Annotated in this window: 21 protein-coding genes and 1 pseudogene; 13 read left to right on the forward strand and 9 right to left on the reverse strand. The window is 62.3% G+C overall.

What is annotated here, in order from left to right:
- Positions 1-158 precede the first annotated feature (158 nt).
- Together ASF84_RS26810 and ASF84_RS26815 are read right to left on the reverse strand one after the other, a co-directional pair.
- On the reverse strand, positions 159-3,878 hold the full coding sequence (locus tag ASF84_RS26810) for a sensor domain-containing protein (protein WP_056842018.1): 3,720 nt from the start codon (positions 3,876-3,878) through the stop codon (positions 159-161).
- A gap of 289 nt (positions 3,879-4,167) precedes the next feature.
- Positions 4,168-4,983: an AraC family transcriptional regulator gene (locus ASF84_RS26815; protein ID WP_056841930.1), complete on the reverse strand. Its 816-nt coding sequence runs from the start codon at positions 4,981-4,983 to the stop codon at positions 4,168-4,170.
- Positions 4,984-5,105: 122 nt separating this feature from the next.
- Here ASF84_RS26815 and ASF84_RS26820 point away from each other — a divergent pair, with 122 nt between their 5' ends.
- From ASF84_RS26820 to gdhA, 3 genes are all read left to right on the forward strand, one after another.
- A complete protein-coding gene (locus tag ASF84_RS26820; RefSeq protein WP_056841931.1) occupies positions 5,106-6,038 on the forward strand; it encodes a DMT family transporter in 933 nt (310 codons plus the stop codon).
- A 262-nt stretch (positions 6,039-6,300) separates the two neighbouring features.
- Positions 6,301-7,965 carry an energy-dependent translational throttle protein EttA gene (ettA, locus tag ASF84_RS26825; RefSeq protein ID WP_056841932.1) on the forward strand — a complete coding sequence of 555 codons (1,665 nt, stop codon included), beginning with the start codon at positions 6,301-6,303 and terminating at the stop codon, positions 7,963-7,965.
- A 221-nt stretch (positions 7,966-8,186) separates the two neighbouring features.
- Entirely contained in the window at positions 8,187-9,527 is a 1,341-nt protein-coding gene (gene gdhA / locus ASF84_RS26830; RefSeq protein ID WP_056841933.1) for an NADP-specific glutamate dehydrogenase, read from the forward strand.
- Between the two features lie 227 nt (positions 9,528-9,754).
- Here gdhA and ASF84_RS26835 read toward each other — a convergent pair whose 3' ends face one another.
- The 4 genes from ASF84_RS26835 to ASF84_RS26850 all read right to left on the reverse strand — a co-directional run bounded on the left by ASF84_RS26835 (position 9,755) and on the right by ASF84_RS26850 (position 13,167).
- Positions 9,755-10,261 carry a GreA/GreB family elongation factor gene (locus tag ASF84_RS26835; protein ID WP_056841934.1) on the reverse strand — a complete coding sequence of 169 codons (507 nt, stop codon included), beginning with the start codon at positions 10,259-10,261 and terminating at the stop codon, positions 9,755-9,757.
- Positions 10,262-10,311: 50 nt separating this feature from the next.
- Positions 10,312-10,662, reverse strand: a complete 351-nt coding sequence (locus tag ASF84_RS26840) for a hypothetical protein (RefSeq protein WP_056841935.1) — start codon at positions 10,660-10,662, stop codon at positions 10,312-10,314.
- Between the two features lie 78 nt (positions 10,663-10,740).
- On the reverse strand, positions 10,741-12,618 hold the full coding sequence (locus tag ASF84_RS26845; protein ID WP_056841936.1) for an Lnb N-terminal periplasmic domain-containing protein: 1,878 nt from the start codon (positions 12,616-12,618) through the stop codon (positions 10,741-10,743).
- A 60-nt stretch (positions 12,619-12,678) separates the two neighbouring features.
- Entirely contained in the window at positions 12,679-13,167 is a 489-nt protein-coding gene (locus ASF84_RS26850) for a DUF3015 domain-containing protein (RefSeq protein ID WP_056841937.1), read from the reverse strand.
- 266 nt (positions 13,168-13,433) lie between these two features.
- Between ASF84_RS26850 and ASF84_RS26855 the strand changes: the two genes are divergently transcribed.
- From ASF84_RS26855 to ASF84_RS26870, 4 genes are all read left to right on the forward strand, one after another.
- Positions 13,434-15,869, forward strand: a complete 2,436-nt coding sequence (locus tag ASF84_RS26855) for a Lon protease family protein (protein ID WP_056841938.1) — start codon at positions 13,434-13,436, stop codon at positions 15,867-15,869.
- A gap of 156 nt (positions 15,870-16,025) precedes the next feature.
- Positions 16,026-16,349 (forward strand): PA4575 family protein, encoded by a 324-nt coding sequence (locus ASF84_RS26860; RefSeq protein ID WP_056841939.1) that lies wholly within the window; start codon positions 16,026-16,028, stop codon positions 16,347-16,349.
- 347 nt (positions 16,350-16,696) lie between these two features.
- Positions 16,697-17,185, forward strand: a complete 489-nt coding sequence (locus tag ASF84_RS26865; protein ID WP_056841940.1) for a TIGR00645 family protein — start codon at positions 16,697-16,699, stop codon at positions 17,183-17,185.
- Positions 17,186-17,342: 157 nt separating this feature from the next.
- Complete coding sequence (locus ASF84_RS26870) at positions 17,343-17,960, forward strand: FKBP-type peptidyl-prolyl cis-trans isomerase (protein WP_056841941.1); 618 nt, start codon at positions 17,343-17,345, stop codon at positions 17,958-17,960.
- 61 nt (positions 17,961-18,021) lie between these two features.
- Here the strand turns inward: ASF84_RS26870 and ASF84_RS26875 are convergent, their stop codons facing one another.
- Together ASF84_RS26875 and ASF84_RS26880 are read right to left on the reverse strand one after the other, a co-directional pair.
- Positions 18,022-18,267, reverse strand: coding sequence for a PA4570 family protein (locus tag ASF84_RS26875; protein WP_056841942.1), 246 nt, complete (start codon positions 18,265-18,267; stop codon positions 18,022-18,024).
- Between the two features lie 447 nt (positions 18,268-18,714).
- Positions 18,715-19,683, reverse strand: coding sequence for a polyprenyl synthetase family protein (locus ASF84_RS26880; protein ID WP_056841943.1), 969 nt, complete (start codon positions 19,681-19,683; stop codon positions 18,715-18,717).
- A gap of 238 nt (positions 19,684-19,921) precedes the next feature.
- On the opposite strand from ASF84_RS26880, the gene rplU reads away from it, so the two are divergent.
- The 6 genes and pseudogenes from rplU to ASF84_RS26910 all read left to right on the forward strand — a co-directional run.
- Positions 19,922-20,236 carry a 50S ribosomal protein L21 gene (rplU, locus tag ASF84_RS26885; RefSeq protein WP_056841944.1) on the forward strand — a complete coding sequence of 105 codons (315 nt, stop codon included), beginning with the start codon at positions 19,922-19,924 and terminating at the stop codon, positions 20,234-20,236.
- 32 nt (positions 20,237-20,268) lie between these two features.
- The gene (gene rpmA / locus ASF84_RS26890; RefSeq protein WP_056841945.1) at positions 20,269-20,544 is read left to right on the forward strand and encodes a 50S ribosomal protein L27; all 276 of its coding nucleotides are present in this window, start codon (positions 20,269-20,271) and stop codon (positions 20,542-20,544) included.
- A 205-nt stretch (positions 20,545-20,749) separates the two neighbouring features.
- Positions 20,750-21,970: an Obg family GTPase CgtA gene (gene cgtA / locus ASF84_RS26895; RefSeq protein WP_056841946.1), complete on the forward strand. Its 1,221-nt coding sequence runs from the start codon at positions 20,750-20,752 to the stop codon at positions 21,968-21,970.
- A gap of 104 nt (positions 21,971-22,074) precedes the next feature.
- Complete coding sequence (gene proB, locus ASF84_RS26900; RefSeq protein WP_056842019.1) at positions 22,075-23,193, forward strand: glutamate 5-kinase; 1,119 nt, start codon at positions 22,075-22,077, stop codon at positions 23,191-23,193.
- A 17-nt stretch (positions 23,194-23,210) separates the two neighbouring features.
- Complete coding sequence (locus ASF84_RS26905; RefSeq protein ID WP_236709486.1) at positions 23,211-23,699, forward strand: CreA family protein; 489 nt, start codon at positions 23,211-23,213, stop codon at positions 23,697-23,699.
- Between the two features lie 88 nt (positions 23,700-23,787).
- A pseudogene (locus ASF84_RS26910) lies at positions 23,788-25,311 on the forward strand (diguanylate cyclase domain-containing protein); the annotation flags it as partial.
- A 70-nt stretch (positions 25,312-25,381) separates the two neighbouring features.
- Here ASF84_RS26910 and rpsT read toward each other — a convergent pair.
- Complete coding sequence (gene rpsT, locus ASF84_RS26915) at positions 25,382-25,654, reverse strand: 30S ribosomal protein S20 (RefSeq protein WP_056841948.1); 273 nt, start codon at positions 25,652-25,654, stop codon at positions 25,382-25,384.
- Positions 25,655-25,669 lie beyond the last annotated feature (15 nt).

Raw genomic sequence — 25,669 nt, forward strand, 5'->3', positions numbered from 1 at the left:
TTGATGAAACGCTGAAGATTTACAGATGTGAACACATTCAAAATCTGCGAAACGCTGAAGATTTACAGATGTGAACACATTCAAAATCTGCGAAACACTGAAAATTTACGACTGCTAACGCAGCCGGTCGCGGGCAGAGCGCGCTCCTACAGGGCCGTTTAATCGAGCATGAAGAGGGCGTCATTGCTGAACTGCGCTTCGAAGTGTCCGGCCGACATCGGGCGACCGAACAGGTAGCCCTGGACTTCGTCGCAACCGTGCTCGCGCAGAAACTCCAGTTGCTCATGGGTTTCCACGCCTTCGGCGATCACCGCCAGGTTCAGGCTGTGGGCCATGGCAATGATTGCCCGGGCGATTTGCGCGTCCTGTTCGCCCGAGGGCAGACCGTCGACGAAGGTGCGGTCGATCTTCAATACGTCGATCGGGAACTGCTTGAGGTAGTTCAGTGAGGAGTAGCCCGTGCCGAAGTCGTCGACGGCAATGCTCAGGCCCAGGTTCTTCAGGCTGTCGAGGATCTGCATGGCTTCGCTGACTTCGCGCATCAGGATGCTTTCGGTCAGTTCCAGCTCCAGGCAGGCCGGCGGCACGCCGCTTTCACGCAGGATCTCGGCAATCCGCTTGCCCAGTTGGCCATCGGAAAACTGCCGCGCCGAGATATTCACCGAGATCTTGGGCACCCGCACCTTGGCCTGATGCCAGGCCTTGAGCTGGCGACAGGCTTCGGCCAGTACCCAGTCGCCGACTTCCACCACCAGGCCGAGCTCTTCCAGCACCGGAATGAAGTCGTTCGGCGGCACCAGGCCGCGGCGTGGATGACGCCAGCGCAGCAGGGCTTCGGCGCCGGTCAGGCGCTTGCCGTCGCCGCTGAACTGTGGCTGGTAATACAGCACGAACTCCTGTTGCTCCAGCGCATGGCGCAGGTCGCTTTCCAGCTCCAGGCGTTCCAGCGCGGTGGCGTTCATGTCGGCCTGGTAGAACTGGAAGTTGTTCTTGCCGCGCTCCTTGGCGTGGTACATCGCCGTGTCGGCATTCTTCATCAACTGGCTCAACTCGCTGCCGTCCTGCGGGCTGAGCGCAATGCCGATACTGGCCGTCACGAAGAACTCACGGCCTTCGAGCACAAACGGCGTCACCAGGCTGGTCAGGATCTGCTCGGCCACATGAATGGCGCGGTTCAGCGCGATGTCCCGGGTGGCGCCCGGCTCCAGCAGCAAGGTGAACTCATCGCCCCCCATGCGTGCCACGGTGTCGTCGTCAGTGACGCAGGCCAGCAGGCGGCTGGCCATTTCCTTGAGCATGCGATCGCCGGCCGCGTGGCCCAGCGAGTCGTTGATCGGCTTGAAGCGGTCCAGGTCGAGAAACATCAGCACCACCCAGGCGCTCTGGCGTTCGGCGTGCTGCAAGGCCGAGTGCAGGCGGTCCTGGAACAGCGTGCGGTTGGGCAAGTGGGTGAGGGCGTCGTAATAGGCCAGGCGATGAATATGCTGTTCGCTGGCCTTGCGCTCGCTGATGTCGCTGAAGAAGCACACATAGCTGGCCAGGTCGCCCTCATCGTCGAGCACTGCCGTGATGCCTGCCCACGCCGGATACTGCTCGCCATTGCGACGCTTGAGCAGCACTTCGCCTTCCCAGCTGCCGCGTTGGTTGAGCTGCCTGAGAATAGGGTGCAGGTGCTTTTCCTGCTCGTGCTCGACGGTGAGCATGTTTGGCAACTGGTCGAGCACCTGGGCCACTTCGTAACCGCTGACCCGGGTAAACGCCTCGTTGGCCTGGACGATGTAGCCGGCGGGGTCGGTGATCAGGATGGCCGAGGTCGAGTGCTCGAAGACTGTGGCCGCCATGCGCAGGTCTTTCTCGGCGCGGCGCTGCTGGCTGACATCACGGGCTACGCCCAGAATGCCCTCGAAGCTGCCGTGCTCGTCCCAGACCAGCACCAGCCGCAACTCGATGGGGATCTTGCGCCCGTCGGCGCGCAGGCTGTCGAACAGGAACAGGTGGGTGGGCAGTTCATTGCGCAGCGTGTCCAGTTCGGCGGGCTTGTTCAGCACTTTGCGGATACGCGCGATCAAGGCATGAATGGGCACCAGTTGCTGCGGGTTGGCGAGGGCCGCGCTCCAGCCGTTGTGCAGAATCCAGTCGGCGCTGTAGCCCAGTATGTTCTGCACCGAGGGGCTGACATAGTTGAGTGCCAGGCGGTTGTCGGTGGAGAAAATCACATCGCTGATGCTTTCGGCGAGCATGCGGTAGCGCTGTTCGCTGTCGCGCAGCGACTGGCTGGCTGCCATTTGCTCGGTGATGTCCTTGGCAATGCCGATGATGCGCGTGACCTGGTCATCCTTGTCCCAGGCCATGGCCTGTTCGCGGATGTCAAAGCAGCGCCAGTTCTGCCGGTGGTCGCGAAAGCGCAGCACGCATTGCAGCAACTCGTTGTGCGCGTGGTGACGCTGGCGCAGGCGCATGTCGCGGTAGGCACGGGCATCGTCCGGGTGCAGGAGGATTTCCCAGAAAAACTCGCCCATCGCATGCAGCTCGGCCTTGCTATAGCCCAGCGTCTGGCCCAGGTGATGGTTGCTGTAGATCATGCGCTGGCTGAGCACGTCCTGCACATAGAGATGATCGGGCACGGTGCGCACCACATCCGACCAGAAGCTCTCGCGATCCTGCAGCGACAGTTCGATCTGCTTGCGGCTGGTGATATCGCCAATACTGAGGATCACGGCGTCAAAGTCGGCCTGTGCCTGTGGCAGACGCATCACCAGCCACAGGTGCTGGTCCTGACCGCCCTCCTGGGTCAGGCGGATTTCCAGCTCCAGGCGCTGCTGGCCGTCGAGCACCGCCTCGATGATCTGCAGGCCGATCCCGATACGGGCGTGCGGCGAGCCGGCAACCAATTGCTGCCAGGCCTGCTCGTTGCTCTCGATGGCCAGCAGGTCAAGGGCGACCTGATTGACTTCGGTGACGTGCAATTGCTGCAGCAGGCGCCTGCGCTGGCCGGGCTGGTTGTCGAGCAGCTTGTGCAGGTCATCCCGGGTTGTGACCTGCAGGGCCTCGAGCAGCGCCGGCAGGCCGGACATGTCCAGCACGCAAAGGGCCACACCGGTGCCCTCGAAAATGCCCTGGTAGCGGCGCCGGCTTTCCAGCAGTTGCCCCTGACGGCGTCTCAGGCTGATCAGCGCAATCAACGGCAGGATCGAGAACAGCAAGGCAAAGGCGCACTTGACGATCAGCGGTGCCAGCAAGGCCTGGCGCTCGCGGTAGGCATCGAACAGGCCGCGCAGTTGCCAGTCGCTGTTGCTGATCGGTTGCAACAGCACCGTCTCGGCGCTGCCGGTGTGCCTGTGGTTGTCGCGGGCCAGGGTCCGCTGGCCTTCGCGGCTTTCCAGGCGCCACAGGTGGATGAAGTCATGGTTGTACTGCTGGGTCAGGTTGTTCAGGACCTCGGTGCCCAGCCGCAGTACCCAGTAGTCGCCGCTGAAAGCACCGGCCTGGCGCAGCAGCAGATAAATCCGGGTGCCGTCTTCGGCGTGGGTGTAATAAAAAGGCCGGCCTTGTGCCAGGGCCAGCTGTTGCTTGAGAAAGGCGGCGTCAAAGGTGCTGCCGGCGCTGTCCTTGATCACCGCACCGACCGGATTGAGCCAGACCACGCTGTGCAGGGCCGGCAGTGCCTGGCGCAGTGGCGCAAGTGTCGAGGGTTGGTCAAGGGACAGGCCTGTGGACTTGGCTTCGTCCAGCAGGCTGGTGCTGACCTGTGCGCTGAGGGCCATGTTCAGGCTCAGGCGGTCGGCAAGCTGAGTGCTGTAGTCGAGGCTGCGCTGGCGCTGGCGATCCTGGTTCTGCCGGAATTGCTCGAACGACTGCCACAACAGCAAGGCGAGCATCAGCAGCACCAATGCCGCCAACACACCTTTCAACGAGCTGCGCAAAGGCACATGCCCGGTGCTTTTGGCGCTCCTGTGCGGCGCTGGAGAAAAGGTCGGTAAAGGCAAGTCGTTGTTCCTGACTACTGGACTGAAGCAGCGAATGCGCGGTGCACTATAAGCCGGACGCCCAAAGGGCGGCTAGCATGCCTTGAGATATGGCCAAGTGCTAGCGTTTGTTGGGGCTGCCGGCCACTCCAGTCATGAGCGTAGCTGGCTAATGCGCATTACCGGGCGTTAAAAGAACCGATCATGCCTGTCCGTCCTGCGCACCGGCATGGGGCCTGGCCTTGCGAAATTCATCCGGGGTCACCCCCATCAGCTTGCGAAACATGCCGATGAACGCCGATGAGCTGCTATAGCCCAGATCCAGGGCGATGGCTTCGACAGTCATCGGCGTTTCCAGGCGTTCCAGGGCGCGCACCACGGTCAGCCGCTGCTTCCATTGCGCCAGCGACATGCCCAGGTCGCGCTGGCAACGACGCAGCAAGGTGCGTTCGGTGGTGTTGGCCATTGTCGCCAGCGCCTGCAACGAGGGGGTTTCGCCAGGGTTGCGCTCAAGCCACTGCAAGACGGGCGCCAGAATCGGGTCATCGGAGCCCGGCAGGTAGCTGCCGGCCCGTGAGGTTTGCCTGAGCTTGTCGAGCAGCACCTGCAGCAGCCGTTGTTCCTCGGGGCTTTGCGGCAGGCCGGGGGGCGCTGCGTGCAGGTCGTCGAGCAGGGCGCGGATCAACGGGGTGATGGTCAACGCGCAGGCCTGTTGCGGCAGGTCGGTGCACAATGAGCGGGCGATATACAGCGAGCAGTGGCACGCTTCGTAGCGATTGCGCCCGACATGTTCGGCTTCGGGCGGCAGCCACACGCCATAGTGCGGCGGCGCCAGAAAGTGCTGGTCGCGCATCTTGATGTCCATCACACCACTGTATGAATAGACGAACTCGCCCCACGGATGGCTGTGCACCGGATAGGTGCTCGAGGCCGGGACCCAGGCACTGCGAAAGTAGATCGGCGCAGGAATGGCGTCGGTAAAGGGGGGCAAGTGCAGGTGTCGGGCGCTTTGGGTCATGGGCAGGTTTCCCGCAGGGTGTCGGCGAGTGGCGATTATGCGCTATGGGTTGTCGGTTTGGCGCTATATGTGGCTGATCGGTCGCGTCCACACTCTGGGGACTTTTCGTCCGAGTACTGATCATGAACACACGCCAACCCGTCGATGCCCGCGCCGCCGCGCTGATGTGCGGTCTGTGCGCCTTGTGGGGCCTGCAGCAGGTGGCGATCAAGGTGGCAGCGCCCGACATGGCACCGCTGTTGCAGTTGTCGATCCGCTCTGGGCTGGCGGCGATCCTGGTCTGGGGCTTGATCCTCTGGCGCGGCGAAGCACGCGGTTTTGATCGTGCCACGCTGGGGCCGGGCATCGTGGTCGGCTTGCTGTTTGCCGTGGAGTTTCTGTTCGTGGGCGAGGGGCTGCGCTACACCAGTGCTTCACGGATGGTGATCTTTCTTTATTGTGCGCCAATCTTCACCGCCATCGGCCTGCACCTGTGCGTACCGGGTGAGCGTTTGAGCCTGTTGCAATGGGGCGGAATCCTGACCGCCTTCGTCGGTGTGGTGGTGGCGTTCTACGGCCCGGCCGGCAATGCGCCGGCCAGCGCCGATCAACGCCTGGGCGATGCGTTCGGCCTGTTGGGCGCCATTGCCTGGGCGGCGACCACCGTGACCGTGCGCGCCACCCGGCTGGCAGCGGCCCCGGCCAGCCAGACCCTGCTGTATCAACTGCTGGGTGCGTTCGGCCTGTTGCTGGTCGTCGCCTGGGCCAGTGGCCAGACAGACTTCCAGCTGTCGCGCACCACGGTGCTGAGCCTGGCTTTCCAGACCCTGCTGATTGCCTTCATGAGTTACCTGGCGTGGTTTTGGCTGTTGCGCCATTACCTGGCTTCGCGCCTGGGCGTGCTGTCGTTCCTGACCCCGCTGTTCGGTGTGATTTTCGGCGTCTGGCTACTGGATGAAACCCTGGAGCCGGCCTTCGTGACCGGGGCGCTGCTGGTCATGGCGGGCATCGTCGTGGTCAGTGGGCATGACCTGTTCAGGCAGCACCTTGCCAGTCGTCGTCCGGGCAACCTCTAGCCGCCCGTTACGCCGGTCCTCATGGCCGGCGACCGTTTGTCCCCCTGCCAGCCACCGCCGAGTTAGGTTAAGCTTGCCGACCCTGAGCGCGGCCGTTTCTACCCCATACTGGCCCGCGCCGCTGTCGCTTCCACTGCGGCCGGCCCCTGCCGGGCACGGCCTGCACCCACTCGCGGCGCTCAACGTCCGACGAGTGGCCATTCTTGTAGCCTTGCCTGCGTGGCAGGGTTTTTCATTTGTGTCTTCAAGCGAGGTCAACGTTTTGGCTCAATATGTCTACACCATGCATCGGCTGAGCAAAGTAGTGCCGCCCAAGCGCGAAATTCTCAAGAACATCTCCCTGTCGTTCTTCCCGGGCGCCAAGATCGGCGTGCTGGGCCTGAACGGTTCGGGCAAGTCCACGCTGCTCAAGATCATGGCCGGTGTCGACAAGGAGTTCGACGGTGAAGCCCGTCCGATGCCTGAGCTGAACGTCGGCTACCTGCCGCAAGAGCCGCAACTGGACCCGGAAAAGACCGTTCGCGAAGTGGTCGAGGAAGCCGTCAGCGTCATCAAGGACGCCCAGGCGCGCCTGGACGAGGTCTATGCCGCCTACGCCGATCCGGACGCCGACTTCGACAAGCTGGCCGCCGAACAGGCCAAGCTCGAAGCCATTCTGCAGGCCAGCGATGGCCACAACCTGGAGCGCCAGCTGGAAGTGGCTGCCGACGCCCTGCGCCTGCCGGCCTGGGACGCCAAGGTCGCGGTGCTGTCCGGTGGTGAGAAGCGCCGCGTGGCCCTGTGCCGCCTGCTGCTGTCGGCCCCCGACATGCTGCTGCTCGACGAACCGACCAACCACCTGGACGCCGATTCGGTCGCCTGGCTGGAGCAGTTCCTGCACGGCTTCCCTGGCACCGTGGTCGCGATCACGCACGACCGTTACTTCCTCGACAACGTTGCCGGCTGGATCCTGGAGCTCGACCGCGGCGCCGGCATTCCGTACGAAGGCAACTATTCAGGCTGGCTGGAAGCCAAGTCCGATCGTCTGGCCCAGGAATCCAAGCAACAGTCGGCCCATGAAAAGGCCATGAAGGAAGAGCTGGAATGGGTGCGCAAAGGCGCCAAGGCCCGCCAGTCCAAGTCCAAGGCCCGTCTGCAACGCTTTGAAGAAATGCAGTCGCAGGAATTCCAGAAGCGCAGCGAGACCAACGAGATCTACATCCCGGCCGGTCCGCGCCTGGGCGACAAGGTCATCGAGTTCAAGAACGTCAGCAAAGGCTATGGCGATCGCGTGCTGATCGACAACCTGTCGTTCGCCATGCCCAAGGGCGCCATTGTCGGCGTGATCGGCGGTAACGGTGCCGGTAAGTCGACCCTGTTCCGCATGCTGATGGGCAAGGAGCAGCCTGATTCGGGCAGCATCGAAATCGGTGAAACCGTGCAGCTGGCGTGCGTTGACCAGGCCCGTGACGACCTGGACGGCAGCAAGACCGTGTTCCAGCAGATCTCCGATGGTTCCGACCAGATCCGTATCGGCAACTACGAGATTCCGTCGCGTACCTACGTCGGCCGTTTCAACTTCAAGGGCGGTGACCAGCAGAAGTTCGTCAAGGACCTGTCTGGCGGTGAGCGTGGTCGCCTGCACCTGGCGCTGACCCTCAAGGAGGGTGGCAACGTCCTGCTGCTCGACGAACCGTCCAACGACCTTGACGTCGAGACCCTGCGTTCGCTGGAAGAGGCCCTGCTGGACTTCCCGGGCGCCGCGATCGTGATTTCCCACGATCGGTGGTTCCTGGACCGTGTGGCCACCCACATCCTGGCCTACGAAGACGATTCGCAGGCGGTGTTCTTCGAGGGCAACTACACCGAGTATGAAGCCGACCGCAAGAAACGCCTGGGCGACGCTGCCGCCCAGCCGCACCGCGTAAGGCACAAGAAGCTGGCATAACCCGCCGGTTTTCGTTGCACAAGAATGGGGCCTAAAGGGCCCCATTTTTGTGCCTTGAGAATGACCGCAGGAACGGCTTCAGCCGCGAATAGCGCTCATTAATTTATATATTTGCACCATAAAATTTCATTAAAACGACATTTCGCTCTTTTTAAGTGCGTTATGCCTTGGTAGAGTCCCGGAAAAATTCCTACAAGTCATCCTTCTCCGAGACGTTCCCCATGACCGAATCTGTCGACCATTTCCTCGCCCGCCTCAAGCTTCGTGACCCGGCGCAGCCTGAGTTTCACCAGGCCGTGGAAGAAGTATTGCGCAGCCTCTGGCCGTTCCTGGAAGCCAACCCGCATTACTTGCAGGCCGGCATTCTGGAGCGCATGGTCGAGCCGGAGCGGGCCGTGCTGTTTCGTGTGTCGTGGGTCGACGATCAGGGCAAGGTGCAGGTCAACCGCGGTTACCGTATCCAGATGAGCAGCGCCATCGGCCCGTACAAGGGCGGTCTGCGTTTCCACCCATCGGTGAACCTGAGCGTGCTCAAGTTCCTGGCCTTCGAACAGGTGCTCAAGAACTCGTTGACCTCGCTGCCCATGGGCGGCGGCAAAGGCGGCTCGGACTTCGATCCCAAGGGCAAGAGCGATGCGGAAGTCATGCGCTTCTGCCAGGCCTTCATGAGCGAGCTGTACCGCCACATTGGCGCTGACCTGGATGTGCCGGCCGGTGATATCGGCGTGGGCGGTCGCGAGATCGGCTTCATGTTCGGCCAGTACAAGCGCCTGGCCAACCAGTTCACGTCGGTGCTGACCGGCAAGGGCATCACCTACGGCGGCAGCCTGATCCGCCCGGAAGCCACCGGTTACGGCTGCGTGTACTTCGCCGAAGAGATGCTCAAGCGCCAGGGCAAGGCCATCGATGGCCGTCGCGTGGCGATTTCCGGTTCCGGCAACGTGGCCCAGTATGCCGCCCGCAAGGTCATGGACCTGGGTGGCAAGGTGATTTCGCTGTCCGACTCCGAAGGCACGCTGTACATCGAGGCGGGCCTCAACGATGCGCAGTGGGACGCGGTGCTGCACCTGAAGAACATCAAGCGCGGCCGTCTCAGCGAGCTGGCCGGGCCCCTGGGCCTGGAATTCCGCCAGGGCCAGACGCCGTGGAGCCTGGCCTGTGACATCGCCCTGCCATGTGCCACGCAGAACGAACTCGACACTGAAGACGCCCGTACCCTGCTGCGCAACGGCTGTATCTGCGTGGCCGAAGGCGCCAACATGCCGACCACGCTGGAGGCGGTGGACCTGTTTATCGAGGCCGGCACCCTGTTCGCACCGGGCAAGGCGTCGAACGCCGGCGGCGTGGCCGTCAGCGGCCTGGAAATGTCGCAGAACGCCATGCGCCTGTTGTGGACGGCAGGGGAGGTGGACAGCAAGCTGCACGGCATCATGCAGTCGATCCATCATGCCTGCGTGCACTACGGCACCGAAGCGGACGGCAGCGTCAATTACGTCAAGGGCGCCAACATCGCCGGCTTCGTCAAAGTCGCCGACGCCATGCTGGCGCAAGGCGTGGTCTGATTCGCACTGCCCCGGTAGGAGCGCGCTTGCCGGAATGCCGGACCACCGCGACCGGCTGCGTTAGCAGTCGTAAAATTTCAGCGTTTCGCAGATTTTGAATGCGTTCACATCCAGAAATTTGTGGCGTTTCATCAATCTTGCGAGCGCTACGCACTCGGTCGCGGGCAAGCGCGCTCCTACAGCGTTATCAGGCGTACGGTAGCCAGTGCCGGGCGCAATAGGGGGTATCAAGGGCTGCCGGGGTCGGCTTCGATTTCCAGTATTTCGATCATCTGGTCCCCGGCCGGGCGTTTCCACAGCACCTCGTCGCCCGCATGTGCGCCCAGCAGGGCACGACCCAGGGGGGAGCCCCAGTTGATCAGACCGTGGCTGGCGTCGGCCTGATCCTCGCCGACCAGTTGCACTTGCTGACGCTGGTCGTGTTCATCGGCATAAGTCACCTTGCTGCCGATCTGCACCTTGTCGGTGGACAGTGCGGCCGTGACGACCATGGCACTTTGCAGGCGCTGGGTGAAGTAGCGCAGGTCACGTTCCAGATCAACCAGGCGCTGTTTATCGGCGCTGTCGCCCAGCTCCAGTTGTTGCCGGTGCAAGGCCTGCAGTTCGCTGACCTGATTCTGCAACAGCACCAGCCCGTGGGCGGTGACGTAATTGGGTTGCTCGCTGACCTGCCGTTCGACTGGCTGGCTGGCCTGGGATGCGGCATTGTCTTCGTTTACGAAAGCGCGACTCATGATGTCCTCCCTGCGTGTGAAGGTTAGGCAACTGCAGGGCAAGGACGTTCCTAGTCAGGACGATAGGCGCGGGCCTTGTCGCGGGTTTTCTGCCGCTCCCATTCCCGATCGCGATCGTTGCCCCAGCTGTTGGTTTCGCGGTCATGGTTGAGCTGCATCGCCTGGCACTGGCGAAAGCCGTCGGTCCAGCCCTTGGCGTACAGCGGCTCTTTCAGGTCGCGGGGGACGTCCTTGCGGTATTGCCCGCCGATGGCGCCTGCCGCCTGTCGGCCACTGCCGCAGCCGTCCTGGAAACCATCGGCAAAGGCCGGTGGGTAGCCTTCTGCGACCAGTTGCTCGTGGGTCGACTGGCACCCCGCGAGCACGACGATCAAGCCCAACAACGCGATACGCCTGTTCATGACCGGTTTCCTCGATGAATGAGGGAAGTCTAGTTCAGGCTGTGTCCACCCGCTGTCAACGGCTTGTCGAAAAGCTGTTCAGTAGTGGTACCAGCGGGCCTGCAACATGACCTCATTCTGTGGCCCGCCCAGATGGCTGAAGTCGCGCTGTGCCGTCAGGCGCAGGCCCAGGTTGCGCGACACTTCCCACTGCTGGTTGAGGCTGATGCTGCGGCGCACTTCACCGTTGGTGAAGTAATCGCCCTTGGCCTCCAGGCTCAGGTTGCCCAGCGGGTTGCGCCATAGCAGGCCGGTGTCGAAGCCGGCCGCCGGGGCGACGAAGGCGGCAAAGTCATTGTTGTGCTCGACGCGCACCGTGCCCAGGGCAAAGCCCAGCAGGTTGTCGTCCAGTTGCCAGGTGCCACCGGCGCCACCGTTGACATGGCTGACCAGCGTCTGGTCGCCGTGCTTGCCCGGTACCCGTTCCAGGCCGCCGGCCACTTGCCAGGACCAGGGCTTGAGCAGTTCGGTGCGTGGGGTCATCGAGCGGATAGTCGCCAGGTCCAGGCGTTGCAGGTGCCACTCGTTGCCTTCGTACTGGCGCAGTTTCAGTTGCAGGATCTCGATCTGCGCCCCCAGCGGGAAGCCATAGGCGTTGTCGTTCAGGTCGTGGTAGGCCATGCGCAGGCCGTACTCGGCAAAGGCCTTGTCGTCCCGGCTGCCGACGCCCAGTTGCCAGGTGCGCGACTCGTGGCCTTCTTCGGGCAGCCCGGGCTGCTCGATCTGCAAGGCCGGGGGCGGGTTGCGGTTGATCGATTGCAGCAAGGCAAAGCTGCGCTGCGCGGCCTGGCTGTCACGGGCCTGGCCGTTGGCGCGGTAGCGCTCCAGGCGATACGCCGCGTCCTGGATCAGGGCGCGGCGTGCAGCCGGCAGCGACTGGTAGGCGGCGTCCTGCAGCCGGGCCGTGTCGGCGCTGATGGCCAGTACCCATTGCTGCTCGTCAGGATCAAGAGGCTCGGCGCGGCTGAGCAGTTCGCGCTCGCGGGAAGGACGGTATTCGGTCTTTTCCACCAGGCCGGCGGCCTTGATGGCTTTTACCGTGTCGGTCGGAATGGCGGTGAGGTCGAACTGATCGGTCAGCTTCAGGCCCGGGCGGGCGATTTCCAGCAGTTCCAGCAGGCGATAGGAGCAATTTTCGTCGAAGAAGAAGTAGCTGAAGCGGATCTGCTTCAATTCCCAGACATGCTCGACCATGCGCTCGGTTTCAACGGTGCTCAGGTTCAGCCGGTACTCCCACAGGTCGCGGTTTTCCAGGCTGCGGTATTCAGAGAGTTTTTCCTGGTACGGGACCATGGAGAACAGGCCGGGATAGCCGCCTGCCAGGCCTTTCCAGGCATACAGGATGCTGTTGTCCATGCCCTCGATGTAGGCGCCGAAGTTGATCGCGTAGCTCAGCAGCGTGGTGTTGTTGGCCCGGGCGCTGGCCGGGTCGATGCGCAGCAGCGTATGGCCGAACATCGACGAGGGGCTGTTGAGGTAGGCCGCCGGAAAGATCAGCACGGTGCTGTCGGGGGCCACGTCCTTGAACCAGGCCTTGAACTCGCTGCAATCCACTGTCGGCAGGTCACGCAGGTGCAGTTGATCGCGCAGCCAGCGGGTGCGGGCCGGGTAGACGCACTGGGCATGCTGTTGTGCGTCACCGACCGGCGCCTTGATGGCGGCCAGGGTCGCGCTCAGTTCGGCCTGTGGATCATGGGCGCCGTTGTCGGCCAGGAAAAACCGTGGGTCATCGACATAACTGCGCCAGCCACCCAGGCGGGTCTGCTGGTAGTGGCCCAGTGAGATCCAGAAGGGATCACTGGCCAGTTGCTGCAGTCGCCCGTGCTCTACGGAGAGTGTGCCCGCTTGAGCAGCTTGAGGGGCCGCGCACAGCGGGGCACAGACCAACAGCGTCAGACAGGCGAGACGTTTGAGCATGGGAGGGCAACTGTTCGAAAAGAGAAGACCCGCCCCTTGTTACAGAGGCGGGGACACGCGTCAAGCCTGGGTAGCGTACTTGGCCAGGGTTGGGTCGTTTTTCAGGACGTCGAGGGTCTTGCTATGAACGTCTTCAGCGGTGGCGTCGGCCTTGGTGAAGATTTTCGAGAAGTTGTCATGGGTGACGGCCGCGAAACGCTCGCGGTCTTGCGGCGCAACGCCCAGGATCACGGCGTAGGTGGTCAGCGCTTCGCCCTGGCCCATCGCCATGTCCTTGGACAGCTCATCCATCATGCCATTCATGGCCAGCCAGGATTTGCCACCGTAGGTCAGTGCACTGTTGGTCGAGCAACCGTTGGTGCCGCTGGTCATGCCGAAGGTGGCGTTGCCAGAGGTGCCGTTGGTGGTAGAAGCCAGGAAGTGCGCCGGAGTGCCACGCTGGCCTTCGAACAGCATGTTGCCCCAGCCGCAATCCGGACCGCCTGGCGCTTGAGCCATGGCGTTGACGGAAACAGCGGCAAAGAGCGTTCCAAGAAGAATCCGTTTCATAGCTTTATTCTCTTTGTGTGCGACCTGAGTGGGTCGGGATTGTGCGTCATTGCGTCAGTGCAGATGGCCATGATCGGCAACGTGCGCAATTTTGAGTGTGGCCCATGCCTGAGGGTTCCGCGATTTGTTGCCGATTATTGCGCTTTGTCGCGAACAGACGAGACGTTGTCGCCACTTGCAAAGAGCCGCCTTTGCCTGCGCCTTGCAAGTGATGTCCGGCGAGCGCCAGAATGCCGCTATCTGCCCGCGTGATGTAAGGAACACTGATGCCCGATTCTGTAGCTGCCAGTCTGCGTCTGGCGCCACAAGCGCTGACCCGTCCATTTACTGCTGAACAGTTCGCGTTCCAGACCACCAACGATCTGGAACCTTTTCGCGGAGTCCTCGGCCAGGAGCGTGCCGTTGAGGCCTTGCAGTTCGGGGTGGCGATGCCACGTCCCGGTTACAACGTGTATGTCATGGGCGAGCCCGGCACGGGCCGCTTTTCGTTCGTCAAACGCTACCTCAAGGCCGAGGCCAAGCGCCTGCAGACCCCGTCGGACTGGGTCTATGTCGACAATTTCGAAGAATCGCGCGAGCCCCGGGCCCTGGAGCTGCCTTCGGGCACGGCAACGGCGTTCATCGCCGACATCGGCGGCTTGATCGACAACCTGCTGGCGACCTTTCCGGCGGTGTTCGAGCACCCGTCTTACCAGCAAAAGAAAAGCGCGATCGACCGTGCCTTCAACCAGCGCTACGACCGCGCCCTGGACGTGATCGAGCGCCTGTCGCTGGAGAAGGACATTGCCCTGTACCGCGACAGCTCCAATATCGCCTTTACGCCGATGGTCGATGGCAAGGCGCTGGACGAGGCGGAGTTCGCGCAGTTGCCCGAGGCCGAGCGCGAGCGCTTCCACGAGGACATTTCGGGCCTGGAAGAACGTCTGAACGAAGAACTGTCGAGCCTGCCGCAATGGAAGCGCGAGTCCAACAACCAGCTGCGCCAGCTCAACGAAGAAACCATCATCCTGGCCCTGCAGCCATTGCTCGCGCCGTTGTCGGAGCAGTACGCCGAGAACGCCGCGGTGTGCGCCTACCTGCAGGCCATGCAGGTCAACCTGCTCAAGACCGTGGTCGAGCAACTGGTCGACGACAGCAAGACCGATGCCCAGGCGCGCAAGCTGCTTGAAGACCAGTACAGCCCCAGCCTGGTGGTCGGCCATACCCACGGCGGCGGCGCGCCGGTGGTGTTCGAGTCGCACCCCACCTACGACAACCTGTTCGGCCGTATCGAATACAGCACCGACCAGGGTGCGCTGTACACCAGCTACCGGCAGTTGCGCCCCGGCGCACTGCACCGGGCCAATGGCGGCTTTCTGGTGCTGGAGGCCGAAAAGCTGTTCGGCGAACCGTTTGTCTGGGACGCCCTCAAGCGCACCCTGCAATCGCGCAAGCTGAAGATGGAATCGCCGCTGGGCGAACTGGGCCGGGTCGCCACCGTGACCCTGACACCGCAAGTGATCCCCTGGAGCGTGAAGGTGATCATCATCGGCTCGCGCTCGCTGTACTACACCTTGCAGGACGTCGATCCGGACTTTCAGGAGATGTTCCGGGTGCTGGTCGACTTCGACGAAGAAATCCCGATGGTCGACGAAACCCTGGAGCAGTTCGCCCAGTTGCTCAAGACCCGCACCTTCGAAGAAGGCATGGCGCCGCTCACCGCCGACGCCGTGGCACGCCTGGCTACCTACAGTGCGCGCCTGGCCGAGCACCAGGGGCGTTTGTCGGCGCGTATCGGCGACCTGTTCCAGTTGGTCAGCGAGGCCGACTTCATCCGCCAGCTGGCCAATGAAGAACTCACTGATGCCGGGCACATCGAGCGGGCGCTCAAGGCCAAGGCCACACGCACCGGGCGGGTCTCGGCGCGGATTCTCGACGACATGCTGGCCGGCATCATCCTGATCGACACCGACGGTGCGGCGGTGGGCAAGTGCAACGGCCTGACCGTGCTGGAAGTGGGCGACTCGGCCTTTGGTGTGCCGGCGCGGATCTCGGCGACCGTCTATCCGGGTGGCAGCGGCATCGTCGACATCGAGCGCGAGGTCAACCTTGGCCAGCCGATCCACTCCAAGGGCGTGATGATCCTGACCGGTTACCTGGGCAGCCGCTATGCACAGGAGTTTCCGCTGGCGATCTCGGCAAGCATCGCCCTGGAGCAGTCCTATGGCTACGTTGATGGCGACAGTGCCTCGCTGGGCGAGGTCTGCACCCTGATCTCGGCCTTGTCGCGCACCCCGCTCAAACAGTGCTTTGCCATTACCGGCTCGATCAACCAGTTCGGTGAAGTGCAGGCGGTGGGCGGGGTCAACGAGAAGATCGAGGGCTTCTTCCGGCTGTGCGAGGCGCGTGGCCTGACCGGCGAGCAGGGCGCGATCATTCCGCGTTCCAACGTCGCCACCCTGATGCTCGACGAGCGAGTGCTGCAGGCCGTGCGGGACGGGCAGTTCCATATCTATGCGGTGAGCCAGGCCGACGAGGCCCTGAGCCTGCTGGTGGGCGAGCCGGCTGGTGAGCCGAACGAGGAGGGCGAATTCCCTGAGGGCAGCGTCAACGCCCGTGTGGTCGAGCGGCTGCGCGACATTGCGCAAATGCTCAGCGATGAAGACCTCAAGGAAGAGCTGGAAAAGGAGCCGGCGCAACTGGCACCCGAGCTCAAACCCTGAGTTGAAGCGGTCTGAATGCCGCAGGGTTCACACTCTGCGGCATCCGTTCGTCCTGCCCGCGTCTGAGCCGGGGTTTTTCCTCTATGCTCAGGGATCAATCGGTTGCCTGCGAATGGGTGTTCTGGTGGCCCCTGTGTCCATGAGGAGGAAGTCGTCATGTCGCGAAGCCTTTGCCTGACCCGCCACTGCCTGGGGCTGGTGACGCGGATCGAATGCATCATCCGGCCCCTGGGTGAAAGCGGGCTGTGGACATTGCTGTTCGCCGCCGGCATGTCGGGCGAGCAGCCTTCGGCGATCAAGGCCCAAGGGCCTTTCCCCGGCGCCCGCGCCGCCGAATCGGTGCTGCAGGCCATTGCCGATAGCCTGAGCCTGAACGGCTACCAGTTCTGCGACGACCTGCCCATCTGGAGCCTGCACCTGCAAGGCGAATTGCGCCGGCTCAACAGCCAGATGACCCAGAGCCAGCGGTCCTCGCTGTAAAAACTGACTGCACTCAGTTTGTGGGAGAGGACTTGCCCGCGATGAGACCGGTGAAACTGAACCCTCTCTGCAGAACTGTACCGCCGCCATCGCCGGCAAGCCGCCTCCCACAGGATTGATGTCGCCCAAGGTCTCGTGTCTGGCATCAGACTGTGGGAGGGGGCTTTGCCCGCGATGGGGCCAGCAAGACCGGTACATCTGCTGTGTCTGTACCGCCGCCATCGTCGGCAAGCCGCCTCCCACAGGGTTTTGCGTTGCCCTGCTGCGCGGCATTTTGTCGCGGCTCAAGAGCCGTCATGGCGTCCTGATATACTCGCGCGCCCATTTCCAGTCACAGGCGAGTCCCGATGGAACGTTTCTTTGAAAATGCCATGTATGCATCGCGTTGGCTGCTGGCCCCGATTTACTTCGGCCTGTCCCTTGGGTTGCTGGCACTGGGGCTGAAATTCTTCCAGGAAGTTTTCCACGTCCTGCCCAACATCTTCTCGCTGGCCGAAGCTGACCTGATCCTGGTGTTGCTGTCGCTGATCGACATGGCGCTGGTGGGTGGCCTGCTGGTCATGGTGATGATCTCCGGCTACGAAAACTTCGTGTCGCAACTGGACATCGACGAAGACAAGGAAAAGCTCAACTGGCTCGGCACCATGGATTCTTCGTCGCTGAAGATGAAAGTGGCGGCCTCCATCGTGGCGATTTCCTCGATCCACCTGCTGCGGGTGTTCATGGACGCACGCAACATCGAGACCGAATACCTGATGTGGTACGTGATCATCCACATGACGTTCGTGATCTCGGCCTTCGTGATGGGGTACCTGGACCGGTTGACCAAGCATTGATCATCAAGGCCTTGCCGCTGACGGTGTTGCGGTAGGGCCAGCCGGCCTGATTATGCTAGGCTGGCCGCCCTTTTATCCGGGGTGTCGGGTCGGCAATGGCGCAGGTCAAACGCTTTGCGGGCATTGAGTACCAGACACTCCCTTGCGGAGCAGCGTTATGTCCGAAGTCAATCTGTCCACCGACGAAACCCGCGTCAGCTATGGCATCGGCCGCCAACTGGGCGACCAACTGCGTGACAACCCGCCGCCGGGCGTCGACCTGCAGGCCATCCTCACCGGCCTGACCGATGCATTCAACAGCCAGCCGAGCCGCGTCAGCCAGGAAGACCTGTCGGCCAGCTTCAAGGTCATTCGTGAAGTCATGCAATCGCAGGCGGCGGCCAAGGCCGAGCAGGCGGCGGCTGCCGGTGTCGCTTACCTGGCTGAAAATGCCAAGCGCGAAGGCATCACCACCCTGGCCTCGGGTCTGCAATTTGAAGTGCTGAAATCCGGTGATGGCGCCAAGCCAAGCCGTGAAGACCAGGTGCGTACCCACTACCACGGCACCCTGATCGATGGCACCGTGTTCGACAGCTCCTACGATCGTGGCGAGCCTGCCGAATTTCCAGTGGGCGGCGTGATCGCCGGCTGGACCGAAGCCCTGCAACTGATGAATGCCGGCAGCAAATGGCGCCTGTACGTGCCAAGCGAGCTGGCCTACGGCGCTCAAGGCGTTGGCAGCATCCCGCCGCACAGCGTGCTGGTCTTCGACGTCGAGCTGCTCGACGTTCTGTAAGCCGCAAGCGCGCCGGCTGAACGATCCCGCAAGGGCGTTCAGCCGCTGCGCTGTCCAGCCTTCACAGGCTCAGCTCGCCCATCGGGCGCAGCGCTCGCGCATAGCAAAACAGAAACAGGTTGCGCACCAGCTCCTTGAGCACCACCGGTTCGCTCGAATTGAGGCCGTGGACATCCAGGTCGCCCTGATCGCGCAATTCCTCCAGCGCCTCTTCCCCAAGCACGGCACACACCTCACCGGTCTCGCGATGCAGAATGCGCAGGTAGGGTTGTGGACGATCCAGCCATGCATCGATCAAATAAGTCATGTTCCATCTCCTGTTTCGATTCGATGAGAATAATTCTTATTACGATAATAGCAAGTCTCTATTGAGATCAATTCGCATTTTCTGGCGAGCGGTCGTTTACGTCTGGTGTGGATGAAGGGGATTGGAGGCTTGGGCTGCGTCCATCAAGCACAATGCGATTTACTGACTTTATTGGATATTGGGTTTGCTGCTGTAGGAGCGCGCTCTGCCCGCGACCGGCTGCGTTAGCAGTCGTAAATTTGTGGCGTTTCGCAGATTTCTGAATGCGTTCACTATGAGTTTGTGGCGTTTCATCAATTTTGCGAGCGCTACGCACTCGGTCGTCCGAGTGCGGCCCAGGCCAAGCGCGCTCCTACACCGCTCCAGTGTTTGCTGCGTGATAGTGCGGTGTCAGCGCCCAATAAAAAGCCCGTCGCAAGGACGGGCTCTTTCGTGGTAGGCCGTGAATCAGTGCGTGCGGGCAACCGCAAACTCGCTCAGTTCCACCAGCGCATCGCGGTACTCACTCGGCGGCAGGGCTTCGAGGCAGGTGATGGCGCGCGCCACATAGTCGCGGGCCATGCGGGCCGTGTAGTCCAGGGCGCCGGCGCTTTCGACCGCTGCGCGAATGCTCTCCAGATCGTCCAGGCCGCCTTTCTGGATCGCCTGACGCACCAGGGCGGCCTGTTCGGCGGTGCCTTCGCGCATGGTGTAGATCAGCGGCAGGGTGGGCTTGCCTTCGGCGAGGTCGTCGCCGACGTTCTTGCCCAGCGTTTCAGCGTCGCCACGGTAGTCGAGCAGATCGTCGACCAACTGGAAGGCCACGCCGAGGTGGTCACCGAAGGTGCGCAAGGCTTCACTCTGCTCGACACTGGCGCCACACAGCGCAGCGGCGCTATGGGTGGAGGCCTCGAACAGCATGGCGGTCTTGCCCCGGATCACTTCCATGTAGATTTCTTCGGTGGTGCTGGCGTCGCGAACCTTCGACAGCTGCAGCACCTCGCCCTCGGCAATCACACGGGTGGCCTTGGAAAGAATCTTCATGACTTCCATCGAGCCCAGTTCGACCATCATTTCGAACGAGCGCGAATAAAGGAAGTCGCCGACCAGCACGCTGGGCGCGTTGCCCCACAGGGCGTTGGCCGTCGAGCGGCCACGGCGCATGCCGGACATGTCGACCACGTCGTCATGCAGCAGGGTGGCGGTGTGCAGGAACTCGATGGTGGCAGCCAGCAGGCGCAGGTCGTCGCCCTGATGCCCCAGGGCCTTGCCGCACAACAGCACCAGCAGCGGACGCAGGCGCTTGCCGCCGGCCGAGGTGATGTAATCGCCGATCTTGGAGACCAACGGTACGCGTGACGTGAGTTGCTGCTTGATGATCAGGTCAACGGCACTAAAGTCGTCCGCCACCGCGCGGTAGAAAGCTTGGGGTTGCATCAGCGACAGGTGCTCCAGATAGGTTGCGCCGCATGCTAGGTCGCGGGTCAGGGTGTGTCAAGGCGTGTTGGCCGGGCACTTGCAAGGCTTCGAAGGCTTGCGTACAATCGCGCACCCTTACTTTCTTGGGCAGCACCTGCCTTACGCAATTGCATTAAGGTCTCCAGCCTGATGCAGCCATGCCAGCCGACACTCTACCTATAAAGAGCTGGGTGAGCAGGATTTTCGGAGAGATACCATGTCTTACGCAGTAATCGTTACGGGTGGCAAGCAGTACAAAGTCGCCCCGGGTGAATACCTGAAAGTTGAAAAACTGGAAGTCGCCACCGGCGAATCCATCACTTTTGACCGTGTGCTGCTGATCGGCAACGGCGACGAAGTCACCATCGGCGCTCCTGTCGTTGCTGGCGCTACCGTTGTCGCTGAAGTGATTGCACAAGGTCGCCACGACAAGGTTCGCATCATCAAGTTCCGTCGTCGTAAGCACCACATGAAGCGCCAGGGCCACCGTCAGTGGTACACCGAGATCAAAATCACCGGTATTCAGGCGTAATCCAGCCTAATCCTCATTTGGAGAATTGACTCATGGCACACAAAAAAGCCGGCGGTAGTACTCGCAACGGTCGCGACTCAGAAAGTAAACGTCTTGGCGTTAAAATCTACGGCGGCCAGGCCATCATCCCAGGCAACATCATCATCCGTCAGCGTGGCACCGAGTTCCACGCCGGCTACGGTGTTGGCATGGGCAAAGACCACACCCTGTTCGCGAAAGTGGAAGGCGTGGTGAAGTTCGAAGTGAAGGGCGCTTTCAATCGCCGTTACGTAAGCATCATTCCGAAGGCTGAAGCCGCGGCAGTGTAATTACGTGTTGCATGAAAAGCCCTGTCTTGCGACGGGGCTTTTTCGTTTTCGGTGGTGGTGAGTCTCTTGCAAAGCTGTCTGTGCGAGCTGTTGTGATACGGGCCCGGGGCCCTCTGGTTTTTTGATCGGTGTCGCAGCGCTCATCTTTGCAAGAGGCTTATGAATTCATGTGGTTTTGCTCGTCTTCGTGACGGGAGCAAGTGTTATGAAATTTGTTGATGAAGTATCGATTCGCGTAAAGGCCGGTGACGGCGGCAACGGTTGCATGAGCTTCCGTCGGGAAAAATTCATTGAAAACGGCGGCCCCAACGGCGGCGACGGTGGCGATGGCGGTTCGGTGTACATGGTCGCCGACGAAAACCTCAACACCCTGGTCGACTACCGTTACACCCGCCACTTTGACGCACAGCGCGGCTCCAATGGCGGCAGCACCGACTGCACCGGCGCCAAGGGCGAAGACATGATCCTGCGCGTGCCGGTCGGCACCACGGTGATCGACGCCGGCACCCAGGAAATCATCGGCGACCTGACCAAGGCCGGTCAGCGCCTGATGGTCGCCCAGGGCGGCTGGCACGGCCTGGGCAACACCCGCTTCAAGTCCAGTACCAACCGGGCGCCACGCCAGACCACGCCAGGCAAGCCAGGCGACCAGCGTGACCTGAAACTGGAGCTTAAAGTGCTGGCCGACGTCGGCCTGCTGGGCCTGCCGAACGCCGGCAAGAGCACGTTCATTCGCTCGGTGTCGGCCGCCAAGCCGAAAGTGGCCGACTACCCGTTCACCACGCTGGTGCCGAACCTGGGCGTGGTCAGTGTCGACCGCTGGAAGAGCTTCGTGGTTGCCGACATTCCGGGCCTGATCGAAGGCGCCTCCGAAGGCGCCGGCCTGGGCATTCGCTTCCTCAAGCACCTGGCGCGTACCCGCCTGCTGCTGCACCTGGTCGACATGGCACCGATGGATGAGTCCAGTGCTGCCGATGCCGCCGAGGTGATCATCAACGAGCTGGTGCGCTTCAGCCCGGCCCTGGCCGAGCGTGACCGCTGGCTGGTGCTGAACAAGTGCGATCAGTTGCTGGAAGAAGAGCAGGAAGAGCGCAAGCGCGAAATCGTCGAGCAACTGGGCTGGACGGGCCCGGTGTACGTGATCTCGGCCATTGCCCACGAAGGCACCGAGCGCCTGTCGCGTGACATCATGCGTTACCTGGAAGACCGTGCCGATCGTCTGGCGCGTGATCCGGCCTACGCCGAAGAGCTGGCCGAGCTGGACCAGCGTATCGAAGACGAGGCGCGTGCCCAGTTGCAGGCTCTGGACGACCAGCGCGCCCTGCGTCGCAGTGGCGTGAAGAGTGTCGAGGATGTCAGTGACGACGATTGGGATGATGATCTGGACGATGAAGACGGTCCGGAAATCATTTACGTCCGCGACTGATCGCATGCAGTAAACTGACGCCGCTTTCGAGCGGCGTTTTTGTGTCTGCTCTGTTTGTATGAACAATTCGTATTCAACAACTCTCTGGCTAAGGTTGGAAGATGATGCGCAGCAAAGTGACAGGTGCCCAGCGCTGGGTCGTGAAGATCGGCAGTGCCTTGCTGACTGCGGATGGCAAGGGGCTGGATCGCTCGGCAATGGGCGTGTGGGTCGAACAGATGGTGGCGCTGCATGAAGCGGGCGTCGAGCTGGTGCTGGTGTCCTCCGGGGCGGTGGCGGCGGGCATGAGCCGTCTGGGCTGGACCACGCGACCGAGCGCGATGCACGAGTTGCAGGCGGCTGCGGCCATCGGCCAGATGGGTCTGGTGCAGGCCTGGGAGTCGAGTTTTGCCGAGCATGGCCGACACACGGCGCAGATCCTGCTGACCCATGACGACCTGTCCGACCGCAAGCGCTACCTGAATGCGCGCAGCACCTTGCGTGCCCTGGTCGAGCTGGGTGTGGTGCCGGTGATCAATGAAAACGACACCGTGGTCACCGACGAGATCCGCTTTGGCGACAACGACACCCTGGCGGCGCTGGTGGCCAACCTGGTCGAGGCCGACCTGCTGGTGATTCTGACCGACCGCGACGGCATGTTCGATGCCGACCCGCGCAACAACCCCGATGCCCAACTGATTTCCGAGGCGCGCGCCGATGACCCGGCGCTTGATGCCGTGGCCGGCGGCACCGGCGGGGCGCTGGGGCGTGGCGGCATGCAGACCAAGCTGCGTGCGGCGCGGCTGGCAGCACGCTCGGGGGCGCACACGGTGATCGTCGGTGGGCGTATCGAGCAGGTGCTGTCGCGCCTCAAGGCGGGCGAGCTCCTGGGCACGTTGTTGTCGCCAGAGCGCGAAATGCTCGCGGCGCGCAAGCAATGGCTGGCCGGGCACCTGCAGACCCGCGGCACGCTGGTGCTCGACCAGGGCGCGGTGGCGGCGCTGGTGTCGGACAACAAGAGCCTGCTGCCGGTGGGCGTCAAGCTGGTGCAGGGCAGTTTCCGCCGCGGCGAAATGGTCGTGTGCGTTGCGCCTGATGGGCGTGAAGTCGCGCGCGGCCTGAGCAACTACAGCGCCATCGAGGCGCAGAAGATCATTGGCCAGTCCTCCGAGGCCATCGTCCGGGTGCTGGGCTACATGGCCGAGCCCGAACTGGTGCATCGCGATAACCTGATTCTGGTCTGAACAAGGTGGGTATGAACATGCAGCGTGGGCTCAGGAAAGTGGCGGCACTGGCGCTGTTCGGGTCGGTGCTGGGCGGTACCTTGCCAGTGATGGCCGAAGAGATCGGCCAGGTGTCGACCGTGTTCAAGCTGGTCGGCCCCAATGACCGGATCATGGTCGAGGCTTTCGATGATCCCGGCGTCGAAGGGGTGACGTGTTACCTGTCGCGGGCCAAGACCGGCGGCGTCAAGGGTGGCCTGGGGCTGGCCGAAGACCGTGCCGAGGCGTCCATTGCCTGCCGGCAGGTCGGGCCGATTCGCTTCAAGGGCGCGCTCAAGGACGGGGAGGAGGTGTTCAAGGAGCGCACCTCGCTGGTGTTCAAGACCATGCAGGTGGTGCGCTTTCTCGACAAGAAGCGCAATACCCTGGTGTACCTGGTGTACAGCGACCGGCTGATCGAGGGCAGTCCGCAGAATGCGGTGACCGCCATCCCGATCCTGCCCTGGTCGAGTGCGGCCACGCCTTGATTGTGGTTGGGGTGATGATAGTAATATGTCATCACTCCTTAACTGCATGATGGTGATTGCCATGCTCGCTCAGTCTGGCTGTTAGCCCGTGTCGCGCCGCTTTTTTTCCTCGCCCCATTTTGTGCAGTCGCTGCTGGCAGTGCTGTGCGTCCTGACCTTGACCTTTCTCTGGGTGTTGTACTTCCAGCAACAGGCACGCTCACGCGATGAGGCGCTGGAGGCGGCCTCTGCGGAGCATCTCAATCTGGCGACCATCGCCGCGCAGAACCTGCGCCAGCTGGTGGACCGTGCCCAGGCCGTTGGTAAGGTTGCGCGTAGCGATATGGACAGCCCGGTGGGCAATTACCGCTCTCTGGTGCGGATGCTGGCCGAAGATACGGTCTTCAAGCGCATGGATCTCTACGGCCTCGATGGCCATCTGTTGTCTGCCAGCCATCCGGGTGCGCCTGCGCAAATGTCGTCACGCTGGCGGGTGCAACTGGATGAGCATATCGAGCACCACGGCTTTACCGCGCTGCTGCAATCGCCTGAAAGCACGGAAGCCGGTCGACGCCTGCCTTTCTTGCTGCCGCTGGTCGGTGCCGCTACCGGACGAATGGAAAGTATTCTGGTCGTGCAGCTGGATGCCGGTTACCTGGCCACGCTCTTCGAGCATATCGATCTGGGGCGTAGCGGCATGATGCGCCTGCTTGATGGTGGTGGGGGCGAGTTGTTGCGGGTTTCCAGTGGCGGGCTGGTGATGGCCGGCAAGCCGCTGGCACCGGCGTTGCCCCAGGCCGGGGGCTTGACGGGGGAGATGCTCCAGTCCGACGCCCGTGAGCGTTACCAGAGCCTGTACGTGCGTGTGCCGCAGCGCGGTTTCAGCGTGGTGGTCAGCCAGGGCTACGATGAAATCCTGTCGTCGTCGCGGCAGATTTACCAGCGTCAGTTCGTGTTGAATCTGTGCATGAGTGTACTCATTCTGGGGGCGGTGCTGTGGATCCTGCTGGGGCTGTACAGACGCCAGCAGGCCTTTGCCGCGCTGGAACAGGCGCAGCAGGTCAATCAGGACCTGATCGTTCGTCTTGAGGAGGAGCATCGGCGCAGCAGTCATGCAGCGGCCACCGACCACCTCAGCGGTTTGCATAACCGCCGCAAGTTTCTGGAGATTGCCCCGCAGGCCCTGAGCGATCAGTGCGGGCAGGGTGGTCTGCTGGCCATTCTGTTTATCGACATGGACCGTTTCAAGTCGATCAACGATTCGCTCGGGCACAAGGTCGGCGATCTGTTGCTGCAGGCGGTGGCCGGGCGTATCCAGGGCTTGCTGGAGCCGCACGACCAGGCGGCGCGCTTCGGTGGTGATGAGTTTGTCGTGCTATTGGCGGGTGAGCGCACGGAGGCTCAGGTCGAGCTCTGGGTCAGGGCGCTGGTGCAGCGGTTGACGGAGGTCTATGCGCTGGACGATCACCGGGTCCATAGCAGCCCGAGCGTCGGTGTCAGCCTGTGCCCGCGGGACGGCCGGGAGGTCGATGAGTTGATCCGGGGTGCCGATGCGGCGATGTATTCAGCCAAGCGGGCAGGGCGTGGGCAATACCGCTTTTTCGATGCGTCGCTGAGCGTGGCGGATACGCAGGTGGAGTAGGAGGGCTTTTTCCAGGCAATAAAAAACCGACCCTAAGGTCGGTTTTTCAAGAACGGATCAATCAAGCAGCTTCTTTCAGCGCCTTGATGTGACCATTCAGGCGGCTCTTGTGGCGAGCAGCCTTGTTCTTGTGGATGATCCCTTTGTCGGCCAGACGGTCGATGACAGGAACAGCCAGAGTATAAGCGGCTTGCGCTTTTTCTGCGTCTTTTGCGTCAATGGCTTTGACCACATTCTTGATGTAGGTACGAACCATGGAACGCAGGCTGGCGTTGTGGCTGCGACGCTTCTCAGCCTGTTTTGCACGTTTTTTGGCGGAAGGTGAGTTGGCCACCGTCAAGCTCCTCGA

It is taken from the genome of Pseudomonas sp. Leaf127, assembly GCF_001423155.1.
Classification (GTDB): domain Bacteria; phylum Pseudomonadota; class Gammaproteobacteria; order Pseudomonadales; family Pseudomonadaceae; genus Aquipseudomonas; species Aquipseudomonas ovata.